This is a genomic window from Micromonospora sp. CA-240977, from assembly GCF_050942285.1.
Lineage (GTDB): Bacteria > Actinomycetota > Actinomycetes > Mycobacteriales > Micromonosporaceae > Micromonospora.
Window position 1 is genome coordinate 6619828 of the sequence record NZ_CP192055.1, and the last position, 25272, is coordinate 6645099.

The 25272-nt window shown below is 72.6% G+C and carries 23 protein-coding genes; 14 read left to right on the top strand and 9 right to left on the bottom strand.

The window, feature by feature from the left end; translation table 11 throughout:
• Positions 1 to 21 precede the first annotated feature (21 nt).
• Entirely contained in the window at positions 22 to 936 is a 915-nt protein-coding gene (locus ACQPWW_RS30045) for an SDR family NAD(P)-dependent oxidoreductase (RefSeq protein ID WP_433127184.1), read from the bottom strand.
• 101 nt (positions 937 to 1037) lie between these two features.
• Between ACQPWW_RS30045 and ACQPWW_RS30050 the strand changes: the two genes are divergently transcribed.
• Complete coding sequence (locus tag ACQPWW_RS30050; RefSeq protein WP_433127186.1) at positions 1038 to 1703, top strand: TetR/AcrR family transcriptional regulator; 666 nt, start codon at positions 1038 to 1040, stop codon at positions 1701 to 1703.
• 156 nt (positions 1704 to 1859) lie between these two features.
• Complete coding sequence (locus ACQPWW_RS30055) at positions 1860 to 2429, top strand: exonuclease (protein ID WP_433127188.1); 570 nt, start codon at positions 1860 to 1862, stop codon at positions 2427 to 2429.
• Between the two features lie 13 nt (positions 2430 to 2442).
• Here the strand turns inward: ACQPWW_RS30055 and ACQPWW_RS30060 are convergent, their stop codons facing one another.
• Positions 2443 to 3177 (bottom strand): Type 1 glutamine amidotransferase-like domain-containing protein, encoded by a 735-nt coding sequence (locus tag ACQPWW_RS30060; RefSeq protein ID WP_433127189.1) that lies wholly within the window; start codon positions 3175 to 3177, stop codon positions 2443 to 2445.
• A 76-nt stretch (positions 3178 to 3253) separates the two neighbouring features.
• Entirely contained in the window at positions 3254 to 3790 is a 537-nt protein-coding gene (locus ACQPWW_RS30065) for a hypothetical protein (RefSeq protein ID WP_433127191.1), read from the bottom strand.
• 140 nt (positions 3791 to 3930) lie between these two features.
• Here ACQPWW_RS30065 and ACQPWW_RS30070 point away from each other — a divergent pair, with 140 nt between their 5' ends.
• From ACQPWW_RS30070 to ACQPWW_RS30100, 7 genes are all read left to right on the top strand, one after another.
• Positions 3931 to 4440 carry a SigE family RNA polymerase sigma factor gene (locus tag ACQPWW_RS30070; protein ID WP_433127192.1) on the top strand — a complete coding sequence of 170 codons (510 nt, stop codon included), beginning with the start codon at positions 3931 to 3933 and terminating at the stop codon, positions 4438 to 4440.
• Complete coding sequence (locus tag ACQPWW_RS30075; protein ID WP_433127193.1) at positions 4437 to 4976, top strand: hypothetical protein; 540 nt, start codon at positions 4437 to 4439, stop codon at positions 4974 to 4976. The genes ACQPWW_RS30070 and ACQPWW_RS30075 overlap by 4 nt, the downstream gene beginning before the upstream one ends.
• Positions 4977 to 5264: 288 nt before the next feature.
• A complete protein-coding gene (locus ACQPWW_RS30080) occupies positions 5265 to 6698 on the top strand; it encodes an FAD-binding oxidoreductase (protein ID WP_433127195.1) in 1434 nt (477 codons plus the stop codon).
• Positions 6699 to 6775: 77 nt separating this feature from the next.
• Positions 6776 to 8308 carry a DNA-3-methyladenine glycosylase 2 family protein gene (locus ACQPWW_RS30085; RefSeq protein ID WP_433127196.1) on the top strand — a complete coding sequence of 511 codons (1533 nt, stop codon included), beginning with the start codon at positions 6776 to 6778 and terminating at the stop codon, positions 8306 to 8308.
• Positions 8305 to 8814, top strand: coding sequence for a methylated-DNA--[protein]-cysteine S-methyltransferase (locus tag ACQPWW_RS30090; RefSeq protein ID WP_433127198.1), 510 nt, complete (start codon positions 8305 to 8307; stop codon positions 8812 to 8814). Before ACQPWW_RS30085 ends, ACQPWW_RS30090 begins: the two co-directional genes overlap by 4 nt.
• Before the next feature lie 36 nt (positions 8815 to 8850).
• Entirely contained in the window at positions 8851 to 10707 is a 1857-nt protein-coding gene (locus ACQPWW_RS30095) for an ABC transporter ATP-binding protein (protein ID WP_433127199.1), read from the top strand.
• The gene (locus ACQPWW_RS30100) at positions 10704 to 12584 is read left to right on the top strand and encodes an ABC transporter ATP-binding protein (protein ID WP_433127200.1); all 1881 of its coding nucleotides are present in this window, start codon (positions 10704 to 10706) and stop codon (positions 12582 to 12584) included. Before ACQPWW_RS30095 ends, ACQPWW_RS30100 begins: the two co-directional genes overlap by 4 nt.
• Here ACQPWW_RS30100 and ACQPWW_RS30105 read toward each other — a convergent pair.
• Positions 12581 to 13327 (bottom strand): SDR family oxidoreductase, encoded by a 747-nt coding sequence (locus ACQPWW_RS30105; protein ID WP_433127201.1) that lies wholly within the window; start codon positions 13325 to 13327, stop codon positions 12581 to 12583. The genes ACQPWW_RS30100 and ACQPWW_RS30105 overlap by 4 nt on opposite strands.
• Positions 13328 to 13433: 106 nt before the next feature.
• Here ACQPWW_RS30105 and ACQPWW_RS30110 point away from each other — a divergent pair, with 106 nt between their 5' ends.
• Complete coding sequence (locus tag ACQPWW_RS30110) at positions 13434 to 14327, top strand: LysR family transcriptional regulator (protein WP_433127202.1); 894 nt, start codon at positions 13434 to 13436, stop codon at positions 14325 to 14327.
• Between the two features lie 82 nt (positions 14328 to 14409).
• Positions 14410 to 16974 (top strand): valine--tRNA ligase, encoded by a 2565-nt coding sequence (gene valS, locus ACQPWW_RS30115; RefSeq protein WP_433127204.1) that lies wholly within the window; start codon positions 14410 to 14412, stop codon positions 16972 to 16974.
• 46 nt (positions 16975 to 17020) lie between these two features.
• Here the strand turns inward: valS and ACQPWW_RS30120 are convergent, their stop codons facing one another.
• From ACQPWW_RS30120 to ACQPWW_RS30140, 5 genes are all read right to left on the bottom strand, one after another.
• Positions 17021 to 17665, bottom strand: a complete 645-nt coding sequence (locus ACQPWW_RS30120) for a hypothetical protein (protein ID WP_433127206.1) — start codon at positions 17663 to 17665, stop codon at positions 17021 to 17023.
• Positions 17666 to 17758: 93 nt separating this feature from the next.
• Complete coding sequence (locus tag ACQPWW_RS30125) at positions 17759 to 18469, bottom strand: ABC transporter permease subunit (protein ID WP_433127208.1); 711 nt, start codon at positions 18467 to 18469, stop codon at positions 17759 to 17761.
• Position 18470: 1 nt separating this feature from the next.
• Positions 18471 to 19382, bottom strand: coding sequence for an ABC transporter ATP-binding protein (locus tag ACQPWW_RS30130; protein WP_433127210.1), 912 nt, complete (start codon positions 19380 to 19382; stop codon positions 18471 to 18473).
• The gene (locus ACQPWW_RS30135; RefSeq protein ID WP_433127211.1) at positions 19382 to 20287 is read right to left on the bottom strand and encodes an ABC transporter permease; all 906 of its coding nucleotides are present in this window, start codon (positions 20285 to 20287) and stop codon (positions 19382 to 19384) included. Before ACQPWW_RS30135 ends, ACQPWW_RS30130 begins: the two co-directional genes overlap by 1 nt.
• Positions 20280 to 21194: an ABC transporter ATP-binding protein gene (locus ACQPWW_RS30140; protein WP_433127213.1), complete on the bottom strand. Its 915-nt coding sequence runs from the start codon at positions 21192 to 21194 to the stop codon at positions 20280 to 20282. Before ACQPWW_RS30140 ends, ACQPWW_RS30135 begins: the two co-directional genes overlap by 8 nt.
• A 385-nt stretch (positions 21195 to 21579) precedes the next feature.
• Between ACQPWW_RS30140 and cysC the strand changes: the two genes are divergently transcribed.
• The 3 genes from cysC (at position 21580) to galT (ending at position 25114) form a co-directional block, all read left to right on the top strand.
• Entirely contained in the window at positions 21580 to 23109 is a 1530-nt protein-coding gene (cysC, locus tag ACQPWW_RS30145) for an adenylyl-sulfate kinase (RefSeq protein WP_433134672.1), read from the top strand.
• 110 nt (positions 23110 to 23219) lie between these two features.
• A complete protein-coding gene (locus tag ACQPWW_RS30150) occupies positions 23220 to 24044 on the top strand; it encodes a DeoR/GlpR family DNA-binding transcription regulator (protein WP_433127215.1) in 825 nt (274 codons plus the stop codon).
• The gene (gene galT, locus ACQPWW_RS30155; protein ID WP_433127216.1) at positions 24041 to 25114 is read left to right on the top strand and encodes a galactose-1-phosphate uridylyltransferase; all 1074 of its coding nucleotides are present in this window, start codon (positions 24041 to 24043) and stop codon (positions 25112 to 25114) included. The genes ACQPWW_RS30150 and galT overlap by 4 nt, the downstream gene beginning before the upstream one ends.
• The last annotated feature ends 158 nt before the right edge of the window (positions 25115 to 25272 follow it).

The following is a 25272-nucleotide window of genomic DNA, read 5'->3' on the forward strand; positions in this document are numbered from 1 at the left end:
CGCACCGGGCACCGCCCGGCGTCACGCTGCGGCGGCTGCCGGCCCCACCGGATACCGCACGCCGGTGAGGTCCTCCGAGACGGCCCACAGGCGTTGCTGCACCGTCACGTCGTAGGACTCGGGGCTGGACGTGACAAGCCTGGGGTGGCCGCGCACCTCACCAAGGCCATCGGGGCCGTAGTACTGCCCGCCGAGAACTGACGGGTCGGTGGCAGCCCGCAGGGTGGGCAGCGCGCCCGCCCACGCGGGTTGGGTGATCACCGGGGCGAGCCAGGTGACCGGTCCGCGGATGGCCGCCGGGGTGTTGCGGACCAGTTCGGTGTTGGAGATGCCGGGGTGTGCGGCCACCGCGGCGGTGGTGCCGTGCGTGGCGAGCCGGCGCTGCAACTCGTAGGTGAACATCAGGTTGGCGAGCTTCGACTGCCCGTAGGCGGCGACCCGGCCGTAGGAACGCTCCCACTGGAGGTCGTCGAAGTGGATGGCGGCGCGGATGCGGTGGCCGGTGCTGCTGACCGTCACCACCCGGGATCCGGGAACGGGCAGCAGCAGGTCGAGCAGCAGTCCGGTGAGCGCGAAGTGGCCCAGGTGGTTGGTGCCGAACTGCATCTCGAAGCCGTCGCGGGTGGTCTGCTTCGGGGTGTACATCACGCCCGCGTTGTTGATGAGCAGGTCGATCCGCGGGTGGGCGGCGCGCAGGGCCACCGCGGCGGCGCGCACCGACTCCAGCGAGGTCAGATCCAGTTCCTGTACGGAGACGTCGCCGTTCATGCGGGCGGCGGCCAGGTTGCCCTTCTCGGTGTCGCGTACGGCCAGCACGACCGACGCCCCGCGTTCGGCGAGCCGCCGGGCGGTCTCGAAGCCCAGTCCGGTGTTGGCGCCGGTGATCACGGCCACCCGGCCGTCCTGGCGCGGCATCTGCTGCTCGGTCCACTTCATCTCGACTCCCTAATGTACCGCCGGTAAGTTATGCCTGAAACGCTAATGTACCGCCGGTACGCTGTCAAGGGACCGCCGGTACCCAAGCTAGGGTTGGCGTCATGACGTTCCAGCGGGCGCGCAGTGAGGAGCAGCGTGCGGTCCGGCGTCGGGCGATTTTGGAGACGACCGCGGCGATGCTCGACGAGATGCCGGTCGCCGAGGTGACCCTGAACGAGCTGAGCCGGCGGGTCGGCCTGGCCAAGACGGCGGTGCTGCGCTATTTCGAGTCCCGCGAGGCGGTGCTGCTCGACCTGATGGACCACCGGACGACGACCTGGCTGGCCGAGCTGGAGCAGGAGTTGGCCCACGGCGTCAGCCCCGACCGGTCCGCCGTGGAGCGCGGGGAGCAGACAGCCGACGTGCTCAGCCGGTCGCTCGCCGCCCAGACGGTGCTCTGTGATCTCTTCGGCGCGCAGGGCGGAGTGCTCGAGCACAACGTCTCAGTCGAGGTGGTCCGCCGGCACAAGCGCGCCTCGCTCGGCAACCTCGCGGTGATGGCCGGCCTGGTCCGGCGGCACCTGCCCGAGGTCGGCGACCGCGCCGAGATGTTCTGCCTGAGCGTCCTGATCATGGCCGGCGCGCTGTCGGCCTACGCCTCGCCGCCGCCCAGCCTGCTCGCCGTCTACGAGTCCGAGCCGGCGCTCGCGGTCCACCATGTCGACCTGCGGACAGCACTGCGGCTCACGATCAGCACGTCGCTCGTGGGCATACTGCCGCGCTCCTGAGTCCGAGGCGGGACCGTGCGAGCGACGCCCGGACGAACGTGGGTTTCGGGGGCGTTCCCGGTGCGCCTCCGGGCACGGGTCGAGCGGATTCTGCCGCGACGGGATCCGCGGGCGTTGCTACCGTGCCGGGTTCGACGTCTCGCTGTAGGAGGTGGCATGACCTCGACGTTGCCCGAGCTGTACATCGCCGTCGATGTGGAGGCGGACGGGCCGATCCCCGGGCCGTACAGCATGATCTCGCTGGGAATGGCCGTGACCGGCCACCCGGACCTGTCCTTCTACACCGAACTGCGCCCCATCTCCGACGACTTCGTGCCGGCGGCGCTTGCCGTCTCCGGCCTGGACCGGGACCGCCTGCTGCGGGAGGCGCCCACCGCGCAGGAGGCGATGTCCGCAGCGGCGGCCTGGGTCAACGGGCTGCGCCGGATCGGCCGCCCGGTCTTCCTCGCCGCCCCCGCCGTCTGGGACGGCATGTTCGTGCACTGGTACTTCGTCCGCTTCGTCGGCCACAGCCCGTTCGGCGCCACCGGCTCGGGTGTCGATCTGCGCAGCTACTGGATGGGGGTGACCGGCAGCGAGTGGGTCCAGACCCGCAAGGGCACGATCAAGCACGAGCTGGGCCTGCACGACGTGCCGCACACGCACCACGCCGGGGAGGACGCCGCCGAACTGGCGCAGGTCTTCGACGCGGTGCTCCGTCGCCGCCAGTCCGGCGAGCAGGCGTGACCCGCGCCGACGCTCAGCCGAGCAGGCGCGGGGCGATCACCGCCTCCCGGACGCTGCCGTCCGCGCCCCGGCTGACCTCGTACGCCGAGACGCCCTCGCGGTCCGCTATCGCTTCGACGAGCCGGGTGCCCCGGTAGACAAGGCCGACCCCGTCGTCGGTGCAGTGGCTGGTCGGCAGCGTCCCGTTGCCGACCAGCTCGTGCATGAGCGGACGCCGCTGCCCCTCGCTGTCGTAGTGCACCCCGTTGCCGTACGGCAGCCAGGCCAGGCCGTCGGTGAAGCCGCGCAGCCGGGGACCGAAGCTGTCGGTGGCACCGCCGACATGCCAGCAGATCGAGCCCGCCGAGACCCCGGCCAGCACCACGCCGGCCTGCCAGCACTCGCGCAGGATCTCGTCGAGCCCGTGCACCCGCCAGAGCGCGACCAGGTTGGCCACGCTCCCGCCGCCGACCCAGACCACGTCCTGCGCGAGCAGGTGGGCGCGGACGTCCTCGACGTTCGGCATCGGAAACAACGCGAGGTGCGACAGCCGGAACCGGGTGTCGGCGAACGCGCCGTAGACGGCGGTCAGTGTGGTGGGCTGGTCCCCGACGGCCTGACCGAGGTAGCAGACCCGCGGCTGTGAACCGGCCTCGGCCAACTCGGCCGCCAACTCGAAGACCGGGCCGGGACGCAGGTCGGCGGGCCCCCGGTCACCCCGCGAGAAGCCCATGCTGGTGGCGAGGATGGTCGGTGCGCTGGCGGCCATCGGGCGTCCTTCCGTCGGGGTGCGGCGTCCATCCTGCCGCAGCCGGCCGGCGCACACCGTCAACTCCGGTACGCACTCAGTCGCCGTGGCGCTGGCGGGGCACCTGAGCCCCGGGCCGGAAGCCCGGGGGCACATCGTCGAGCGGCCGGTCGCCGGGCGGCAGCTCGTCGAACGGCCGATCGGCCGGGGGCAGTTGGGCCGCGGCGGCGCGGGGCAGGGTGAACCGGTCGGCGGCGGCCGAGCCGGCCGAGATCGACTCGCGCAGCATCCAGCGCACCTCGTCGGCCGTCCAGCCCAGCCCCGGCCGGGCGGCGATCTCGCGCACCAACCGGCGGCCGACCCTGGTGTCGTCGTCGTAGAAGCGCATGCACCAGTGGTGCGTCCACATGCCGAGCGCCCGCAGGCCCGCGTCGTCCAGTGAGCCCGCCAACCGGCCGCAGGCGGTGTCGGCGAAGATCTGCTCGGGGTCGGTCGCCCGGTCCCGGTCGATGGCGCCGCGGGCGGCGGGGGCGACGGCCCGCATCCGGCGGTAGAAGGACTGCGCCACCGCGCGGGGCAGCGGCGGAAATGTGCCCGGTGTCGACGCCGCCGCCCAACCCGCCACGCTCACCATTCGCCGCACCCCTTCTTGAGTTGGTGGCCGGACGGTACCCGTCACGACCGACACTTCCGGGGCGGAAAAACCCGTCGGATCGCGGATAGCGACGATGACCTGGGGCGTCTGTATGGGTGACAACGAAACGGGGGTGGTGGGTGGACGAGGACGAGCGGACTCGGCTGGCCGAGTTCGTCACCAGCCGGACGCCGGCCCTGATGCGGGTCGCGTACCTGCTGACCGGGGACCGCAACGCCGCCGAGGACCTGTTCCAGTCGGCACTGGCACGGACCATCCCGAAGTGGGGATCCATCCGGCACGCCGATCCCGAGGGGTACCTCCGCGTGGTGATGTACCGCGAGCAGATCAGCTGGTGGCGACGACTGCGCCGATGGCGGGAGACGCCGCTCAACCCGGCCGACGAACCGGTCGGCGTCGATCCGAGCGGCGGCTCGGATGTCCGGTTGGCGATGCGCGCCGCCCTTCGCCACCTGCCGCCGGCACAGCGGACGGTGGTGGTCCTGCGCTACTACGAGGATCTGCCCGAAGCCCGGGTGGCCGAGCTGCTCGGCTGTTCCGTGGGCACGGTACGCAGCCGTACCCACCGGGCGGTCACGCGCCTGCGCGAGCTGCTGCCCGAGGTCGAAATGCTGGAGGTACGGCGATGACCGACTCCTTCGAGCACCTCATCCGCTCCACCCTCACCGACCTCGCCGAGGAGGCACCGATCGTGCATGACCAGTTGAACCGAGCGGAACGGCGGGTGCGCACCCGCCGCCGCGCCACGGTGACGATGGGGGCGGTCGGCACCCTCGCGGCGATCCTGATCGCCACCCCGATCGCTCTCGCCTCGACCCGCTCGGACGAGGCTCCACCGGCCGCCCCCAGCCCGGCGGCCCCGGCGGCCGTGCCCGACCCACCCGCGCCGACCGGGTCGCCGACGGCCCTACCAAACCCTGGCGGCGCGAAACAGGACCCGTTCGCGCGGCCGGACGTGCCCGGCGTACCCGGCAAACCCGGTGCGCCCGGTGATACCGCTGGTGCCTCCGGTGCGCCCGGTGCGCCCGCTGCGTCGGGGGTTCCCGGTGCGCCAGGGGTACCCGGTGCGCCGGTTCCCGGTGAGCCAGGGGTGCCCGGTGACCCAGGGGTGCCCGTGCCCGGTGAGCCAGGGGTTCCCGGCGCGCCCGGAGAACCGTCCCGCTGAACCCGCCCGGCGTGCCCAGCAGTCGATGAGCACTGAGCGGACCGGTCAGGTCGGCGGCGTCCTCGCCCCGGCCTGACCGGCCGACTTTGGCGGCAGCGCCGGGGCGATGGGCCGGGCTCGACCGGAGATACCTGTCACCCCCGCGGCGCTTCCCCGCACCGGCGAGCGCCACGCGCCCCCGCGAACAGCGGGCGCCGGCCCACCGGGTTTGCCGAGGCCGGTAAGCCCGCCCATCCTTGGGGCCATGACCGATCCCGGACACCCGACGGGCGAGCCGCGGGGGCGACGATGAGCACCACAATGCCCCGGGTGCCCACCTCACTCGCCGGGCAGATCGTCACACCCGGCGACCGCCGGTACGCGCAGCTGCGCTCGACGTACACCACCACGGCGTCGCCGGCCGCCGTCCTGCTGCCGAAGACCACAGCGCAGGTGATCGACGCGCTGCGCTACGCGCGGGAGCAGCGGCTGCCGATCGCCGTCCGCAGCGGCGGGCACGGCTTCTCCGGGGCCTCCTCCAACAACGGTGGGGTGGTCATCGACCTGTCCATGCTCAACCGGGTGCAGGTGCTCGACGAGCGGGCCGGGCTGGTCCGGGTCGAGGCCGGCGCCCGCTGGGCGAACGTCGCGAAGGCGTTGGCACCGTACGGCCTGGTGATCAGCTCGGGTGACTACGGCGGCGTCGGCGTCGGCGGCCTGGCCACCGGCGGCGGTGTGGGCTGGCTGGTCCGCGCCCACGGCCTCACCCTCGACCGCGTCCGCGCGGTCGAGGTGGTGCTCGCCGACGGGACGCTGGTCCGTGCGGACGCCGCGCACGAGCCGGACCTGTTCTGGCTGGTCCGGGGGGCCGGAGCTGGTGCGGGGATCGTGGTGGCCTTCGAGATCGAGGCGGTCGAGCAGCGCAACGTCGGCGTGACGCAGCTGGTCCTCGAGGCGCATCCGGACGGGCGCACCATCCGGGAGTGGACGGCCTACCTCGCGCAGGCCCCCCGGGAGTTGTCCGCGGCGGCAGTGGTGTTCGCGGAGGGCCGCTCGGCCCTCATGTCCATCACCGCCGTGGTGGCCGCCGAGAGCCTGCGCCGCGCCCGGCCCGCGGTGGAGCCGCTGCTCGCCATCGGGAAGGTGCTCGAACACCGCACCGACCTGCTGCCCTACCCGAACCTGGTGCCGACCGCGCACCTGAATCCCAACGTCGGGCAGCAGCGCGGCACGACCACGAACGGTCTGTTCACCGGGCTGGACGACGCTGGCGCGCGGGCCGTGCAGCGGGCGGTGACCGGGCCGGGGCGGGCCGTGGTCCAGCTCCGCTCGCTGGGGGGCGCGGTCAACGACGTGGCGCCCGACGCGACCGCGTACGCCCATCGCCACCAGGACACGCTTGTCATCGCCTCGGTCTTCCCACCGCAGGGCGCTGCGGCGTTGGATGCCGCCTGGCGGGCCGTCGGAGCACGGGCCGGCGGCGCGTACGTCAACTTCGAGAGCCGACCCGGCCCGGCCGCGTTCGCCCGGATCTACCCCGGCGAGACCGGGGCCCGGGTGCGGCGGCTGTGGAAGCGGTACGACCCGGACGGCGTCTTCAGGTCGCCCCTGCTGACCGGTCAGCCCCACCGCGCCGCCCAGCCCACCCGATCGGGCCAACCGCACCGCGCCGCCCAGCCCACCCGTTCCGGCCAGCCCACCGGGTCCGGTCAACCGCATCGGCGACGCCGCCGCCCTCGTTGACGGGGCCCCTGCTCACCGGCACACCCAGGTCCGATTCCCGCCAGCCGATGGCGGGTCAGCGGGGCATCATCGGTGACATGGAGTTGGACTTCGAGCGGTGTTACCGGGCCGTGGACAGTCGTGACCAGCGGTTCGACGGCTGGTTCTACACCGGCGTGACGTCCACCGGCATCTACTGCCGGCCGTCCTGCCCGGCGATCACCCCCAAGCGGCAGAACGTCCGGTTCTTTCCGTCCGCCGCGGCCGCGCAGGGTGTCGGGCTGCGCGCCTGCCGCCGCTGCCGGCCGGACGCCGCGCCGGGCTCACCCCTGTGGGACGTCCGCGCGGACGTGGTCGGCCGGGCGATGCGGCTGATCGCCGACGGCGTTGTCGACCGGGACGGCGTACCCGGGTTGGCCTCGCGGCTGGGTTACACCGAGCGGCACCTGCACCGGATGCTGAGCGCCGAGATGGGTGCCGGGCCGCTCGCGCTGGCCCGTGCCCAGCGGGCACAGACCGCCCGGATCCTGATCGAGACCACCGACCTCGGGATGGCCGAGATCGCGTTCGCGGCCGGCTTCGGCAGTGTCCGACAGTTCAACGACACGCTCCGCGAGGTGTACGCGAGCGCCCCGTCCGACCTGCGGACGGCGCGCGGCGGTCAGCGGACGCCGGCCGGTGCGGGGACCCTCGCGCTCCGGCTGGCGTACCGTCCGCCGCTGCACGCCCAGGCGCTACTCGACTTCTTCGCGGTGCGGGCGCTTCCGGGCGTGGACGAGGTCCGCGAGGGGACGTACCACAGGGGTCTGCGGTTGCCTCACGGCACCGGCGAGGTGGCGCTGACCCCGGCGGCCGGGCATGTGGCGGCGACGCTGCGGTTGACCGACCTGCGCGACCTGGCGCCCGCGGTGGCCCGGTGCCGCCGGCTGCTCGACCTGGACGCGGACCCGGCCGCCATCGACGCGACGCTCGCCGCCGACCCGGCGCTCGCCCCCGCGGTCGCCGCCGAACCCGGCATCCGGGTGCCCCGGGCGGTCGACGGCTTCGAGATGGCCGTCCGCGCCGTCATCGGCCAACAGGTCTCGGTGGCAGCCGCCCAAAAAACCCTGACCCGCCTCCTAACCGCCCACACCCCCCACACCCCCCACCGCCCGCGCGCTCTCGTTGATCATGAGGTTGACGAGGTCAATGAAGATCGAACTCCCGGTCAACCCCATGATCAACGGGGCGGGCGGGACGAGCGGGGGGAGGTGCTGCGGGGGTTTTTGGGGGCGGAGGAACTGCTGGCGCTGCCGGACTCGGGGTTTGGGATGCCGGTGGGGCGGCGGGAGACCCTGCGGGGGTTGGCCCGGGCGGTGGTCGACGGATCGGTGGACCTCGCGGCGGGCACCGATCGGGAGGAGGCCGTTCGCGGGCTGCTCGCGTTGCCCGGCATCGGCCCGTGGACCGCCAACTACCTGGCCATGCGCGCCTTCGGCGACCCGGACATCCTGCTCAGCACCGACCTCGCGGTCCGGCGCGGCGCCGCCGCCCTCGGCCTCCCCGACAACCCGACAAGCCTCGACGGGTACGCCGACCGTTGGCGTCCCTGGCGGTCCTACGCAACGATGAGACTCTGGAGAGCGGCATGAGCATCGACAGCACCGTCCTCAGCACCCCTGCCGGCCCGTTGAGCATCCTCGCCGGCCCGGACGGCGACGTACGGGCGGCCGGCTTCACCCCGGACCCGGCGGCGCTGCTGCCCCTGATCCACCCGACCCTGCGGGCGCCGGTGCGCCAACGGGCCGACCTCGGCCCGGTCACCGCGGCGGTCCACTCCTACCTGGACGGTGACCTCGACGCCATCGACGCGGTGCCGGTCCGTCAGCGCACCGGCGGCGAGTTCATGGCGCACGCCTGGCAGGTGCTGCGCGAGGTGCCGCCCGGCATCCCGGTCACCTACACCGGGTACGCCGCGCTGGCCGGTCGACCACCGGCGGTGCGGGCCGCCGCGGCTGCCTGCGCCCGGAACGCGGCGGCGCTGTTCGTGCCCTGCCACCGGGTGCTGCGCACCGATGGCACGCTCGGTGGCTACCGCTGGGGGCTGGACGTGAAGAAGTGGCTTCTCGGTCATGAGCGACGCTTGACAGCAAGCTGACACCGGCGTCGCCTGGCATTGACGCTACCGTCTGGTATGCCTGTGGAAAGCGACGGCAACCCGGCCACCCGGGTTGCCGCGCCCCGGCACCCACTGCACAACCTCTGGCGGCTGCGCCCCTACCTCCGCCCGTACGCCGCCGAGTTCGCCTGGCTGCTCGTCGCGGGCCTCGCGGGCACGGCGGCCGGGATCGCCGTACCGCTTGTCGTGCAACGGGTGGTGGACGGGCCGGTGGCCCGGCACGAACCGGCCGGGCTGTTCCACCTCGGCGGCCTGGCGCTGCTGCTCGGCGTGGTCGAGGCGGTGCTCATCTTCATCCGCCGGTGGGTGCAGTCCTCGTCGGCGGTGGGCATGGAGGCCGCGCTGCGCGCCGACGTCTACGCCCACCTGCAACGGTTGCCGACCAGCTTCCACGACCGTTGGCAGTCCGGTCAGCTGCTCTCCAGGATCACCAGCGACCTGTCGGTGATCCGCCGGTTCCTCTCCTTCGGCGTGTTCTTCCTGGTGCTCAACCTGACCACCTACGTGGTCGTGGTCGCGCTGCTCGTCAACCTGCATCCGATGCTCGGTGCGCTGGTCGCGGCCAGCTCGGTGCCGCTGCTGCTGATCAGTCGCCGGTTCGGACGGCACTACCATGCCGCGTCCCGGCGGATGCAGGACCAGCAGGGCGACGTGGCGACAGTGGTCGAGGAGACCGCACAGGGCCTGCGCACCATGAAGGCGTACGGCCGGGGGCCGGAACTGGCCGCCCGCTTCGGCGTCGGGGCCCAGCGGCTGCACGACACGGGCGTCGGCAAGGCCCGGCTGCTGGCCAACACCTCGGCGTTACTCGACCTGGTGCCCAACGTGACACTGGGCGTGGTGCTGGTGGCCGGCGCGGCCGCCGCCGCGAAGGGCGCGCTCACCATCGGCGGGCTTGTCGCGTTCGTCAGCCTCCAACTGATGCTCATCTGGCCGGTGCAGTCACTGGGTTGGATCATCGCCAACGGTCAGGAGGCCGCCACCGCCGCCGACCGGCTCCAGGAGGTGCTGGACACCCCACCCCAGATCGTGGACTCCCCCGGCGCGCTCGCGCTGCCCCGCGACGCGGTGCACGGCCAGCTCCGCATCGAACGGGTCTCGTTCAGCTACCCGGGCGCCACCGCGCCGGTGCTGCGCGAGATCGACCTGGTCATCGAGCCGGGTGAGACGCTCGCCCTGGTCGGCGCCACCGGCTCCGGCAAGAGCACGCTGCTCTCGCTGGTGCCCCGGCTGCACGAGGTGACCGCTGGTCGGATCACCCTGGACGGGCACGACCTGCGCGAACTGCGGCTGGCCTCGCTGCGCCGACTGGTCGGGGTGGCGTTCGAGGAGCCCACGCTCTTCTCCATGTCGGTGCGGGAGAACCTCACCCTGGGGCACCCGGACGCCGACGACGACGACGTCCGCGCGGCCCTCGCCCTGGCCCAGGCCAACTTCGCGTACGAGCTGCCGTGGGGATTGGCCACCCGGGTCGGTGAGCAGGGGCTCTCCCTCTCCGGCGGGCAACGGCAGCGACTCGCGTTGGCGCGGGCCGTGCTCGGCCGACCGGCGGTGCTTGTGCTCGACGACCCGCTGTCCGCTCTCGACGTGCACACCGAGGCGCTTGTCGAGGCGGCACTGCGACGGGTCCTGCGCGACAGCACCGCGCTGCTTGTGGTGCACCGGCCGTCGACGATCGCCCTGGCCGACCGGGTCGCCCTGCTCGAGGACGGTCGGATCACCGCCGTGGGGCGGCACTCCGACCTGCTGGCCACCGTTCCGGCGTACCGGGCGCTGCTGGCCGCCGACCCACCCCCCGGGCATCCGCCGGCGCCGGAAGCCGCCGGCCCGAGCCCGTTCCCCTCCGACGGGTGGGGGCTGGTGCGCTCGTGACAGTGCCGAAGCAGGCCGAGGAACCGCCCGAGGAGGAGCCGGAGCTGACCCGCTGGCGCGGAACCGCCACGGACCCGGAGGCGGACCGGAGCCGGGCCGAGGACACCGCGCCCGAGGCGGTGGCCCGGCTGCGCCGGCTCAGCCGGGCCCTGCTCGCCGACCAGCTCCGACCACACCGGGGACGACTCGCCGCCGCGGTCGGCCTGCTGCTGACCCAGAACGCCGCGGCGATGGCCGGCCCGTACCTGGTCATGATCGGCATCGACCGGGCCATCGCGCCGCTGCGCGCCGGCGACGCCGGCCCGCTGGTCGCCGTCGCCGGAGCGTTCGTGGTCGCCTCGCTGACCGAGTACGCGGCCCGGCGCGGGTTCCTCACCCTCTCCGCCCGGATCGGCCAGGCCGTCCTGCTCGACCTGCGGCAGCGGGTGTTCGGGCACTTCCTGAGGCTGTCCGTGGGCTTCCACGAGCGGTACACCTCCGGTCGGATGGTCTCCCGCCTCACCAGTGACCTGGACTCGATCGCCGAACTTGTCGACGGTGGCATCGACAACCTGGTGATGGCCGGGCTGTCGATGCTGTCGGTGGCCGCCATCCTGCTCTGGCTGGACCTGCCGCTGGCCGCCGTGACGCTGCTCGCCTTCCCGTTCCTGTTCTGCCTCTCCCGCTGGTTCGCCCGGTCGTCGGCCAGCGCGTACCGGCGGACCCGGGACGCGGTCGCGCTGGTCATCGTGCACTTCGTCGAGTCGATGCGGGGCATCCGGGCGGTGCAGGCGTTCCGCCGGGAGCCGCGCAACCAACGGATCTTCGTGGCGCTCGGCGACGACTACCGACGGACCAGCCTGCACGCGTTCCGGCTGATCGCCACGTACTCGCCGGCGATCAAGCTGATCGGCAACGTCACGGTGGCGGCGGTGCTCTGCTACGGCGGGTGGCGGGTGCTCGACGGACAGACCGAGGTCGGTGTGCTCGCCGCGTTCCTGCTCTACCTGCGTCGCTTCTTCGAGCCGATGCAGGAGCTGAGCCAGTTCTACAACTCCCTCCAGTCGGCCACGGCGGCGCTGGAGAAGCTGGCCGGGGTGCTCGACGAACGGCCGGCCGTCGCCGAGCCGGCCCGCCCCACACCGCTGCCGACCGGGCCCGGTCGCGGCGAGTTGACCTTCCGGGCGGTCTCCTTCGGGTACCGGGCCGACACCCCGATCCTCGGCGGGCTGGAGCTGACCGTGTCGGCCGGACAGACGGTGGCGCTGATCGGCCCGACCGGCGCGGGCAAGTCGACAATCGCCAAACTGGTCGCCCGGTTCCACGACCCGGACACCGGCACCGTCCGGCTCGACGGGGTCGACCTGCGCGAGGTGAGCGACGCCGACCTGCGCCGTGCCGTGGTGCTTGTGACGCAGGAGAACCACCTGTTCAGTGGGACCGTCGCGGAGAACATCCGGTTCGGTCGCCCGAGCGCGGACGACGAAGCGGTCCAGGCCGCCGCGCGGGCGATCGGCGCGCACGACTTCATCGCCGCCCTGCCCGACGGGTACGCCACCCAGGTGCACCGCCGTGGCGGCCGGCTCTCCGCCGGGCAGCGCCAACTTGTCGCGTTCGCGCGGGCGTTCCTGGCCGACCCGACGGTGCTGATCCTGGACGAGGCGACGTCGTCGCTCGACGTGCCGACCGAACGGCTGGTGCAGCGGGCGCTCGGCACCATCCTGCGCGACCGCACCGCCCTGGTGATCGCGCACCGGCTCTCCACAGTGGAGACCGCCGACCGGGTGCTCGTCCTCGCCGACGGGAAGGTCGTTGAGGACGGCCCACCCGCCGAGCTGGCCGAGGCCGGCGGCCGGTACGCGGCCCTGCACCGGCAGTGGCGCGACTCGCTGATCTAGGCGAGCACCGTCCCGCCGTCGACGGTGAGCACCGTCCCGGTGGTGTACGGATTGACCATCGTGAACAGGTACGCGGAGGCGACATCGTCGACCTCCCCGACCCGGCCCAGCGGCACGGATGCCGCGCTCAGCCGGTACAACTCCTCCCGGTCCGCCTCGGACATCGACGCCCAGAGCGGGCTGCGGATGACGCCCGGGGCGACCGCGTTCACCCGGATGCGGCGCGGCGCGAGGTCGACGGCGAGGGCGCGGGTCAATGCCTCCGTCGCGCCGCAGATGCTGGCCGCCACCGCCCAACCCGGGCCGGGCCGGGCGGAGGCGGTCCCGCTGGTGAGCGTGACGGAGCCGCCGTCGCGCAGGTGCGGGGCAGCGGCCCGGACCGCGCCGAGCGCCCCGAAGTAGCGCAGCTCGAAGAACTGCCGCGCCCGGTCCACCTCCAGTTCGTCCAGGGACATCAGAGCCAGCGGCTCGCCGGCGGTGTAGGCGAGGTGGTCGACCGGGCCGACGTCCGCCGCCAGTCGGGTGAACAGCCGGCCCACAGCCTCGGCGTCGGTCAGGTCGACGGCGTGGCCGTGCGCGCCCTCCGGTAGCTCGGCGAGCGACCGCTCGATGCTGGCCGGGTTGCTGGAGGCGACGGTGACGACCGCGCCGGCCGCTGCGGCGGCCCGGGCCGTCGCGAGGCCGATGCCGGAGGTGCCGCCGAGGACGACGACGTGCCGGGAACGCAGGGAAGTGGTGTCCATGGCTATGGTGCCTTTCTCGCGGATGGGGCCTGCGCCAACACTGCGTCGGTTCCATTACACCGTCCAAGACCCTTGTGGTCAGCTGTGATACCCGTAGGGTATTGATGTGGACGCCGACCTCGACCTGCGGAAACTGCGCTACTTCCTGGCCGTCGCCGAGCACCTGCATTTCGGTCGGGCCGCCACCGAACTGCGCATCGCCCAGCCGGTGCTGTCCCGCCAGATCCGGGCGCTGGAACGCGAACTGGGCACCCAACTGCTGCACCGGAACCAACGCCACACCGCGCTGACCGCCGCCGGCGAGCAGTTGCGGGCGGACGGGACGGTACTGCTGGCCCGCGCCAACGCGCTGCGTCGCAGGGTGCTCGACACCGCCCGCGGCGGTGCCCGCACCTTCCGGCTCGGATTCATGCCCGGCCTCACCGTCACCGCCGAGGTTCGCGCGCTGCGCGAGGCCAATCCGGGACTGGAGGTCGAGGTGGTGCGTACCGGATGGGACGACCAGACCGAGATGATCCGGGACGGACGGGTCGACGCCGGCTACGTCCGGCTGCCGCTGGACCCCCGGGACCTCGCCCTGGAGCCGCTCTTCGACGAGCCACGGGTAGTAGTCGTACCGGCCGACCATCGGCTGGCCGGCAAGCAGCGGGTCAGCATCCACGACCTCGCCGACGAGCACCTGCTCCAGGACCCGGAGGCGGTGCCGGAATGGCGGGACGTCGCCGCCGGGATGCGGGCCGGCGAACGGCTGCCGGAGCGGTCCGTACGGACCGTGGAGGAGAAGTTGGAGTACGTCGCGGCCGGGCGCGGCGTGGTGGTCCTGCCCCTGTCGACGGCGCTCTTCTACAGCCGCCCCGACGTGCGGCACAGCGTGATCGCCGACATCGGCCCCAACCGGGTCTGCGTGGCCTGGGCGGCGGACAGCCACAGCGATCTGGTCCGCCAGTTGACGGCGATAGCCCACCGGCTGCACCCGGAACCTCCGGCCGACGACAGGTAGCCGACCTGCCCGGCGCCACCGGCCCTCGTGTCCCGGTCGTAACTGCGTGGTCCGGCACCCTCGCGGTGCCTACGATCGCAGGATGACCGATACGGCGAGGACGGCCCGCGCCGGCGTCCCCGAGCGTCCGACCCTGGACGGGCTCGAGGAGAGCTGGGCACGCCACTGGCAGGAGGAGGGCACGTACGCGTTCGACCGCGCGAAGACGCGGAGGGACGTGTACGCCATCGACACCCCGCCGCCGACCGTATCGGGCGAGCTGCACATGGGGCACGTGTTCTCGTACACGCACACCGACATCGTCGCGCGATACCAGCGGATGCGCGGCAAGACGGTGTTCTACCCGATGGGCTGGGACGACAACGGCCTCCCCACCGAGCGCCGCGTGCAGAACGTCTACGGGGTGCGCTGCGATCCGGCGCTGGCGTACGACCCGGTGTGGCGGCCGCCGGCGACTCCGGTCGACGACGCGGCCCGCCGCGACCCCACCCCACTCTCCCGGCGCAACTTCATCGAGCTGTGCGAACGGCTGACGGTCACCGACGAGCAGGCCTTCGAGTCGCTGTGGCGGCGGCTCGGGCTCTCGGTGGACTGGTCGTTGACCTACACGACGATCGGCCGGATCGCCCGCACCACGAGTCAGCGGGCGTTCGTGCGCAACCTGCTGCGCGGCGAGGCGTACCAGTCGGAGGCGCCGACGCTCTGGGACGTCGGCTTCGCCACCGCCGTGGCCCAGGCGGAGTTGGAGGACCGGGAGCGCCCCGGCGCCTACCACCGGCTGCGGTTCGCCGGGCCGGACGGGCGCGAGGTGCAGATCGACACCACCCGACCGGAGCTGTTGCCCGCCTGCGTGGCGTTGGTCTGTCACCCCGACGACGAGCGGTACGCCGACCTGGTGGGCACGACAGTGCGCAGCCCACTGTTCGACGTCGAGGTGCCGGTGTACGCCCACCCGCTCGCCGACCCGGGCAAGGGCACCGGCATCGCGATGGTCTGCACCTTCGGCGACCTGAGCGACGTGACCTGGTGGCGGGATCTCGGACTCGACACGCGCGTGGTCATCGGCCGCGACGGCCGGCTGCTCGCGGAGCCGCCGGCCGGGGTGCCGGCACAGCCGTACGCGGCGTTGGCCGGGCAGACCGTCAACGGCGCCCGCCGGGAGATCGTCGCGATGCTGGCCGACGCGGGTGACCTGGTCGGCGAGCCACGCCCGATCACGCATCCGGTCAAGTTCTACGAGCGTGGCGACCGCCCACTGGAGATCGTCTCGACTCGACAGTGGTATCTGCGCAACGGGGGCCGGGACGCCGACCTGCGGGGCACGCTGCTGGCCCGGGGCGCGGAGCTGCACTGGGTGCCGGCGCACATGAAGCACCGCTACGACAACTGGGTGGGCGGCCTGACCGGGGACTGGCTGGTCAGTAGGCAGCGCTTCTTCGGGGTGCCGGTGCCGGTGTGGTACCGGCTCGACAGCACTGGCGAGCCGGACTGGTCCCACCCTCTCACGCCGGACGAGTCGGCGCTGCCAGTCGACCCATCAAGCGACCCGGCGCCCGGGTACGACGAGTCGCAGCGCGGCCGACCGGGCGGTTTCATCGGTGACCCGGACGTGCTGGACACCTGGGCCACCTCGTCGCTGACCCCGCAGATCGTCGGTGGCTGGGAAACCGACCCGGAGCTGTTCGCGCAGGTCTTTCCGATGGACCTCCGCCCGCAGGGGCAGGAGATCATCCGGACCTGGCTCTTCGACACAGTGGTCCGTTCGCACTTCGAGCACGGGGTGCTGCCGTGGCGGGACACCGTGCTCTCGGGCTGGATCCTCGACCCGGACCACAAGAAGATGGCCAAGTCCAAGGGCAACGTGGTCACCCCGCTGGCCCTGTTGGAGCAGCACGGCTCGGACGCGGTGCGCTACTGGGCGGCAAGCGGCAAGCCCGGCATGGATCTGGCCTTCGACCCGGCGCAGATCAAGATCGGCCGCCGGCTGGCGACCAAACTGCTGAACGCGTCCAAGTTCGCGCTCGGCCTGGGCGCCGGGGACGCCTTGCGGGCAGTGGCGACCACCCCACTGGACCGGGCCATGCTCGCCGAGCTGACCACCGTGGTCACCGCGGCGAGCACCGCCCTCGACGCGTACGACCACACTGCCGCGTTGCAGGCGGCCGAGGCGTTCTTCTGGCGGTTCTGCGACGACTACATCGAGTTGGTCAAGGAGCGGGCGTACGGCACCGGTGCGGCCGCCGACTCGGCGCGGGCGGCGCTGGCCTCGGCGCTCTCGGTGCAGCTCCGACTGTTCGCCCCGGTGCTGCCCTACGTGACCGAGGAGGTCTGGTCGTGGTGGCGGTACGGTTCGGTGCACCGCGCGCCGTGGCCCACCACTTACGAGGTGGCCCGGTCGATCGAGGGATCGGGTGACCCGGCGCTGCTGCGGCTCGCCGGCGACGCGTTGAGTCAGGTGCGGCGGGCCAAGTCGGAGCGGAAGCTGTCGATGAGGGCGGAGGTGCCGCTGGCCGAGGCGCTCGGCCCGGCGGCCCTTCTGGAGCAGCTCACCCTCGTCGCCGACGACCTACGGGCGGCCGGCCGGATCGGCAAACTCGACATGCTTCCCGACCGCACCCCGGAGCTGGTCATCGCCTGCGCGTTCTGACCGGTGTCCGCCGCCGCCCACCCCCCGGGGGCGGCGGCGGGCACCGTCACCAGCCGCGCAGGAAGCGCAACCCGAGCAGGAACGCGACAACGGCGGGCCCGACCAGCAGGGTGATCGCCTGGAGGCGGTACGGCATCCGGTGCCGGGTCAACTCCCCCGCGTTGCCCAGCACGATGGCCCCGGCCAGCATCAGGAACGCGCCCCACCAGCCGGTCTCCAACTCGATGAGGTCCACCCGGATCAGTTGCAGGGTCAGCCCGAGCAACGCGCCGGTCAGCGCGAGCAGGGCCACCGCCCGGTGCAGGCCGCGGGCCAGCGGGTGGGCCGCCCGCCACACGTAGGTGCCGGCGACCGCCAGGCAGGGCAGCACCACAAGCAACGGCCAACCCCGCCCCATGACGCCGAACATCAGCAACGCGCCCACCGCGAACACCAGGGTGCCGACGCAGGCGAGCAGGTACCCGGCGAAGGCCCGGCCGCCGCCCCGAGCCAGCAACGGGCCGCCGCTGGCCGCGATCAACGCGGCCGGGATCAGGATGAACACGGCCCACCAGTGGAACTGGCCGGTGCCCTGGGCAGCCGTCGCGACAGTGGCGCTGGCCAGTCCGGCCACCGCCAGACTGGTCAGCCACGGCCGACTGCTCCGGGAGTACGGCTCAGCCAACGACGTCCGCTCCGCTTCGACGCTCACGCCCAACAGCCTCGCCCGGCGGGGGCCGACCGGTCCATCCGGCCAGCCCTACCGCCGGGGTGTGGCTGGCCGGAGCACCGTCTCGCACCGCTCTCAGCTCGTCTCGCCGGCCACGCTGAACGAGCGCAGACGGTCGATGGCCAGCACTGTGAAGCCGACGCTGACCAGCGCGGTCATCACCGAGGCCACCGGCACCGACACGGTGGTCTCCAACAGCCCGGTGGGGGCGATCCGGTCGGTGAGGGCGATCACGTACTGCTGGATGGAGAGCACCTTGGTGCCGCTGACGAAGTTGCCGAGCAGCCCCTCCCAGATCAGCACGTAGACCAGGCCGAGCAGCACCGGCCGCCTGGTGACCAGGCTGAGCGCGAGGAACAACGCCGAGTACGCCAGCGCGCCGAGCGTCCCCGCGACCGCCAACGCCAGTCCGAGGCGTACCGAATCGGCGAGCACGCCCGCGACGTAGAGCGGCACCGCGACGGTGGCCGCGGTGACCCCGGCGGCAACGGCGAGCTTCGGCAGCACGATCTGCCAGCGCGGCAGCGGCTTGGTCAGGATGTGCACGACAGTGCCGTCGTCGATCTCGGCGCCCAACACACCCGTGCCGATGATCAGCGCCACCACCGGCAGCACCACGGCCAGCCCGAGGCCGACAAGCACCGGCGGCGCCCACTCGCCCGGGTCCACCCCCAGCGACCGGCAGAGGATGGCCAGCCCGAGCAGCACCAACGGCAGCGGAAGCAGCAGCAGGAACCGACGCCGGCCGAACAGCCCGCGCGCGGTGATCCAGGTAATTGTCGACATGTCAGGCCTCCACCAGGTAGGAGAAGACGCTCTCCAGAGACTCGTCGGACGGCACCAGCTGGCGCACCCGGATGCCTTGCTTGAGCGCGATCCGGGGTAGTGCCCGGGTGAAGGCGCCGTAGTCACCGGCCCGCACGGTCAGGCCGGTGGGGTCCAACTCGACGCCACTGACGGACGGCTCGGCGATCAACGCGACGGCCAGCGCCCGGTCGTTAGTGGAACGCACCGCGAAGACGTGCGGGCGGTTGGTCATCAACCGGCGGATGGTCCGGAAGTCGCCGGAGGCCGCCAACCGTCCGGCAACCATCACCTGCACCGTCCCGGAGACCTGCTCGACCTCCTCCAGGATGTGCGAGCTGAACAGAATCGTCCGGCCGGCGTCGCCAAGCGTGTGCAGCAACTGCATCATGTGCAGGCGCTGGCGCGGGTCCATCCCGTTGAACGGCTCGTCGAGCAGCAGCACCTGTGGGTCGTGCACCAACGCGGCGGCCACCCGGGCCCGTTGGCGCATGCCCTTGGAGTACGTGCCGATCCGGCGATCCTGCGCCGACTCCAGCTCCACCAGGTCGATCGCCCGTCGGGCGGCCGCCGCCGGATCGGCCAGCCGGTGCAGCTTCGCGCTGGCCAGCACGAACTCGTACGCGGTGAGGAAGCCCTGCACCGCCTCGCGTTCGCTGACCAGCCCCAACCGCCGGTAGACGTCCGGGTTGCGCCAGGTCGGCTGGTCGTCGAGGGTGACAGTGCCGCGCGACGGGGCGAGGAACCCGGCCATCATGTGCAGCAGGGTGGTCTTGCCGGCGCCGTTCGGGCCGAGCAGGCCCGTCACGCCCGGGCCCAGGGCCATGCTGATGTCGTTGACCGCGACCACGTTGCCGTACCACCGGGACACCCCGGTCAGGCTCAGCGTGCTCATCAGGAGGCGACCTTCCGGTAGCGGACCAGCAGGAGGGCGGTCGCGCCGGCGACCAACAGCACTGCGGCCAGGGCGTAGACCGGGCCGAACCCGCCGATCATCATCTCGCCCGGATCGCCCTCGACCAGCAGGTCACCAAGCGACCAGATGCCCACCCCCTGCACCAGCGTGGAGGGCGAGGCGAGCCCGGCCAGCTCGTTGGCGGTGTGCGACGGCAGGATGCTCAGCACCCCCACGATCGGGGTGGTCATCAGGAAGACCGCGACCACCCCACCGGCGGCGAAGGCGCGCTTGCCGGTCAGCGAGGCGACAAGCAGCCCGATGGAGGCGAAGACCACCGCCCACAGTCCGGCGTAGAGCAGGCCGGGCAGCAGGTCGAGCAGCTCGTTCCAGACCCCGCGCATGCCCTGCTTGGTGGTGAACGCGGCACCCAGGAACATCAGCAACTGCGGCCCACCGAGCAGCAGCCAGAGCGCCGTGACAAGCGCCAGCAGCTTGGCCAGCGCGTAGTCGCCGCGCGGCAGCGGTCGGGAGAAATACAGTGGCAGGACGCCGCTGCGCAGGTCCCGGGAGACCAACTCGGGCGCGGCCACCGCGACGAAGAAGATGACCAGCCAGCTCATCGCGTCGGCGAACTGGGCGTACGTGGCGACCGGCTCGCCGATCTGGCTGCGGACCGCGGCCAGGGCCACCGCGACCAGGCTGACGATGCCGACCACCAGCCACGGGAAGATCTTGGCCTTGGCGCTGCGTCCGAGGCCGAACGTGGTGCGCAGCCCGTGCCCGTAGAGCGCGCCGAAGACGTGTCGCCGGCTGAGCCTCGGGCCCTCGTAACGCTGGTAGCCGATGTCGTGGATGACACCGGTCGGCGTTGACCGCACGGCGGCGGAAGACGGCTCAGGCATGGGAGAGCTCCCTCGTGGCGAAGAGTTCGGCCACCCGGTGCCGGCGCTGGTCCAGTCGGTGCAGTGGCAGGTCAAGCTCGGCGACCGCGCCGAGGATCAGGTCGTAGGTGCCGTCGTCGGCGAGTGGCACGAGGAGCAGTCGTCCGTCCCGCGCCACCGGCAGCTTGAGCTCGGCGAGCCGGGCGGCGAGTTCCTCGGTGCCCTCGCTGACCTCGACGGCGAGCACGTCGGTGGCCGAGGTCATCGCGGAGATGTGGTCGGCGCGCAGCAGTTTGCCGCCGTCGATGGCGATAAGCGTGTCGCAGATCCGCTCCACCTCGCCGAGCAGGTGCGAGCAGACCAGCACGGAGATGCCGAACTCGGTGCCGATCCGGTGCACCAGCGCCAGCATGGCGTCCCGGCCGGCCGGGTCCAGGCCGTTCGTCGGCTCGTCGAGCAGCAGCAGATCGGGGTCGTGCACCAACGCCTGGGCCAGCTTGACGCGCTGCTTCATGCCTGTGGAGTAGCCGCCCACCGGGCGGTAACGCTCCTCGTAGAGCCCGACGTGCCGCAACGCCTCCGAGGCCCGCTCGCGGGCGGCGGTGCGGGGCAGACCGCTCATTCGACCGAGGTGGGTGACCAGTTCGGCGGCGGACAGGTCGGGCGGGAGGCAGTCGTGCTCGGGCATGTAGCCGACGCGGGCACGGACCGCCGCCGGGTCGGCGGACGGGTCGATGCCGAGCACCGAGACCTGACCGCTGGTCGGGGCGATAAGGCCGAGCAGAATCTTGATCAGCGTGGATTTTCCGGCGCCGTTCGCGCCCACCAGGCCGATGATCCCGGGCTCGACGGCGACGGTGAGGTCGGCGAGCGCGGTGACCCGACCTCCGTACGTCTTGGTGAGCGACTGGGTCGCGATCAGTGTCACGCTGCCAGCGTAGGGAGTCGACACCCACCGCGGACAGCGGCGCGCCCCCGGCGCTCCCCTGATCCTTGCCCCGACGGACCCCTAAGGTCCCCCGCCGGGAACGGCGGGACCGTTGTCGCCGGTGGCGTGTCCGGCGCGACCCCGCCTCGGGAAACGCCCATCCGGGGTGACACCATTCACCTCCCGGCCGGCGGTGGGTCGCGCCCGCGTCACCCGGACATCGCGCACGCCCGTCACGGCGACCGGTTCGAGGTGGAGTCGGATGCGGTCGGCGACGGCCGGCGGAGCCGGTGCCGATCCGCCCGACCGGGTCGTGGAGTGGCGGCCTCGACCGATCGGCGGTCGGCTGCGAAACTGTGTGCCGGTCAGCGAGTGGGGGGTGTGGATGAGCAACGGCTGGGTGCTGCCCGACGAGGTGCTGCGGGACGCACCGGCGTACACGCCGCGTCCCGGTGAGCTCGCTGATCTGGAGCTGCTGCTGACCGGTGCGTACGCCCCCCTTACTGGTTTCATGACCCGTGCCGACCTGGTGTCGGTCAGCCGGCGCGGCCAACTGGCCGACGGCACTCCGTGGCAGGTCGCGGTGACCCTCCAGGTGCCGGCCGCGCTGGCCCAGGGCTTCGACCCGCGCGACCCGGCCCGCCGGGCGCTGGTGCTGACCGACGGCGAGGGCGCGCCGGCGGCGGCAGTGGACGTGGCCGACGTCTGGCCGGTACGCGAGGGCGTGGCCGGGGTCGGCGGCCAGGTCCGGCGGCTGGGCGACGGTGGGCACGGCCCGTTCCAGCGACTGCGCCGCAGCCCGGAGGAGGTCCGCGCGCTGCTGCCCCCGGGTCGGGTGCTCGGTGTGATCGCCGACCGGCCGTTGCACCGTCCACAGCTCGCTCAGATCGCGCACGCCGCCCGCACCCTGGCCGCGCACCTGCTCGTGATGATCCCGGTCGGTGAGGGTGGTGTCGGCGGGCTTCCGCCGGAGGCACTGGTGCGCACCATCTTCGCCGCCCGGGACCGGATGCCGCCCGCCACCGTGATCGCGGTGCCGCTGTCGCACCGGCGGGAGGAGATCAGCGACGCGCTGCTGCGCGCCCGGGTGTCCGCCGCGTACGGGGTCACCCACCTGCTCTCCACCGGGGAGATGCTCTCCGGCGCCGGGTTGCGGGTGCTGGTGCCGCGCGAGCTCGCCTACGACAACAGGGACGGGCAGTGGCGCTGGCGGGAGGACATCCCACCGCGCAACCGTCGGCTCGCGCTGACCCAGCAGGAGATCGACGACCTGCTGGATCGAGGCTTCCCCCTGCCGGAGTGGCACACCCCGCCGGCCGTGGCGAGGGAGCTGGCCCGGGCCCGGCCACCGCGCCGGCACCGAGGGCTGGTGGTCTTCCTGACCGGCCTCTCCGGCTCCGGCAAGTCGACGATCGCCCGCGGGCTGGCGGACGCGTTGCGGGAGAGCGGCGACCGCACGGTGACCCTGCTCGACGGGGATGTGGTGCGCCGGGAGCTGACCGCCGGGCTGGGCTTCAGCAAGGCCGACCGGGACATGAACGTCCGGCGGATCGGGTGGGTGGCCGCCGAGATCGCCCGGCACCGGGGGGTGGGCATCTGCTGCCCGATCGCCCCGTACGCGGCGGCCCGTGCCGCCGCCCGTGAGATGGCCCTGGCCGCGGGGGCGGGTTTCGTGCTGGTGCACGTCGCCACTCCGCTGGAGGTGTGTGAGCGCCGGGACCGCAAGGGCCTGTACGCGCGGGCGCGAGCGGGCCTGCTCACCGGGATGACCGGCATCGACGACCCGTACGAGGAGCCGAGCGACGCCGACCTGGTGCTGGACACCACCGATCTCAGCGTCGCGGACGCGGTGCAGGCAGTCCTGCACCAGCTGACCGAGACCGGCTGGGTGGAGCTGAAGATCGCTTCTTCCTGAGGTGTTTCCGTAGCCGCCGCGCGGCCACCGTTCGCTACGCGCTAGTGTTCGTCTTTGTTGGAACACGTTTGAGCGCGTGAGAGTACGGGGACCCCCGGGAGGCACGGCGAATGCTCGCTCAGCAGCGGCAGGCGGCCATCCTGGAGCGGGTCCGGTCCACCGGCGGCGTCCGGGTGAGTGAGTTGGCGAGCGAGTTCGGCGTCTCCGACATGACCATCCGCCGGGACCTGGAAGCCCTGCACGACCGTGGCCTGCTGGCCAAGGTCCATGGCGGCGCCACCGCGGCCGGGTCGAGCTCGACCGACGAGCCGGGCTTTCACGCCAAGTCGGTCCGCCAGCTCGCGGAGAAGGCCGCCATCGCGGATCGGGCGGCCCAACTGGTCCGGCCGGGCGCGGCGGTCGCGCTCTCCGCCGGCACCACCACCGCCGAACTGGCCCGCAAGCTGGTGGACGTGCCCGGCCTGACCGTGGTCACCAACTCGCTGCCGGTGGCCGAGATCCTGCACGCCGGTGGTCGACCGGACCAGACGGTGGTGCTCACCGGGGGCGTACGCACCCCGTCGGACGCGCTTGTCGGCCCGCTCGCGGTCGGGGCCGTCCGGGCACTGCACCTGGATCTGCTCTTCCTGGGCGTGCACGGCATCACCGAGCGGGCCGGCTTCACCACCCCGAACCTCATGGAGGCGGAGACCGACCGGGCGCTCGTAGCCGCTGCGGACCGGTTGGTGGTGCTCGCCGACCACACCAAGTGGGGCACTGTGGGCATCTCCTCGATCGTCGAGCTGGCGGCAGCACACGTACTGGTCAGCGACGACCGGTTGCCTCCGCCGGCACGACGGGTACTCGGCGAACAGGTGGGCGAATTGATCATGGTAGAAGCGACAGGGGCGGGCCGCGCGACGCGCACGCCGACGAGTGAGGGGGCGGCGCAGTGAAACGCACCGCGATCGACCTGGCCGACGGCCGGGAACTGATTTACTTCGACGAGCGCGACGACGCGGTCCGCGACCAGCCGGACCGCCGCGACCTGCCGCCGCCGCCCCCCGCGTCCCAACTGCGCTACGACCCGCTGACCGACGAGTGGGTGGCGGTGGCCGTGCATCGGCAGACCCGCACCTTCCTTCCGCCGGCGAACGAGTGCCCCCTCGACCCGTCGGTGGGTGACCGGCTGACCGAAGTCCCCGCCCCCGACTACGACGTGGTGGTCTTCGAGAACCGGTTCCCGTCGCTCAGCGGCCGGGTCGCCGAGGAGCCCGGCGAGATCACCCCGTTCACGCCGGTGCGACCGGGGCTCGGCAGATGCGAGGTGGTCTGCTTCACCTCCGACCACAACGCCTCCTTCGCCAGCCTGCCGCCGCGCCGGGTCCGCACCGTCCTGGACGCGCTCGCCGACCGCACCGAGGTGCTCGGCGAGCTGCCCGGCGTGGAGCAGATCTTCTGCTTCGAGAACCGGGGCGTCGAGATCGGCGTGACGCTGCACCACCCGCACGGGCAGATCTACGCGTACCCCTTCGTGACGCCGCGCACCCGCGCGCTGCTGGCCGCGGCACGCCGGCACGCGGAACGCACCGGCGGCAACCTGTACGCGGACGTGCTGGCCGCCGAGCGCGCGACCGGTGACCGGGTGGTCGCCGAGAACGAGCACTGGACGGCGTTCGTCCCGGCGGCTGCCCGCTGGCCGTTCGAGGTGCACGTCGCGCCGCACCGGGTGGTGCCGGACATTCCGGCGCTCAGCGACAGCGAGCGGGACGCTTTCGGGCCGCTGTACCTGGATCTGCTGCGCCGCTTCGACGGTCTGTTCGACATGCCGATGCCGTACATCTCGGCCTGGCACCAGGCGCCGGTGCGGATCGACCGCGAGTTGGGCCACCTGCACCTGCAGCTGTTCAGCATCCGGCGGGCCAAGGACAAGCTGAAGTATCTGGCGGGCTCCGAATCCGGGATGGGCGTCTTCATCAACGACATCTCCCCCGAGCGCGCCGCCGACCTGCTGCGGGCCGCCTGAGTCTTGGCGGCGCTGCCGGAACTGAGCGGAAACAGGGCGCGGGGGGCCCGGGACAGGGCCCCCCGCAGGGAAGGGACGGCTGGCTGTGCACGGCACAGCCGGGAAGGCTGGCTGATCGGCGCACGGGTGCCGCGGGTCGACCGTGGTCAACCTTCCTC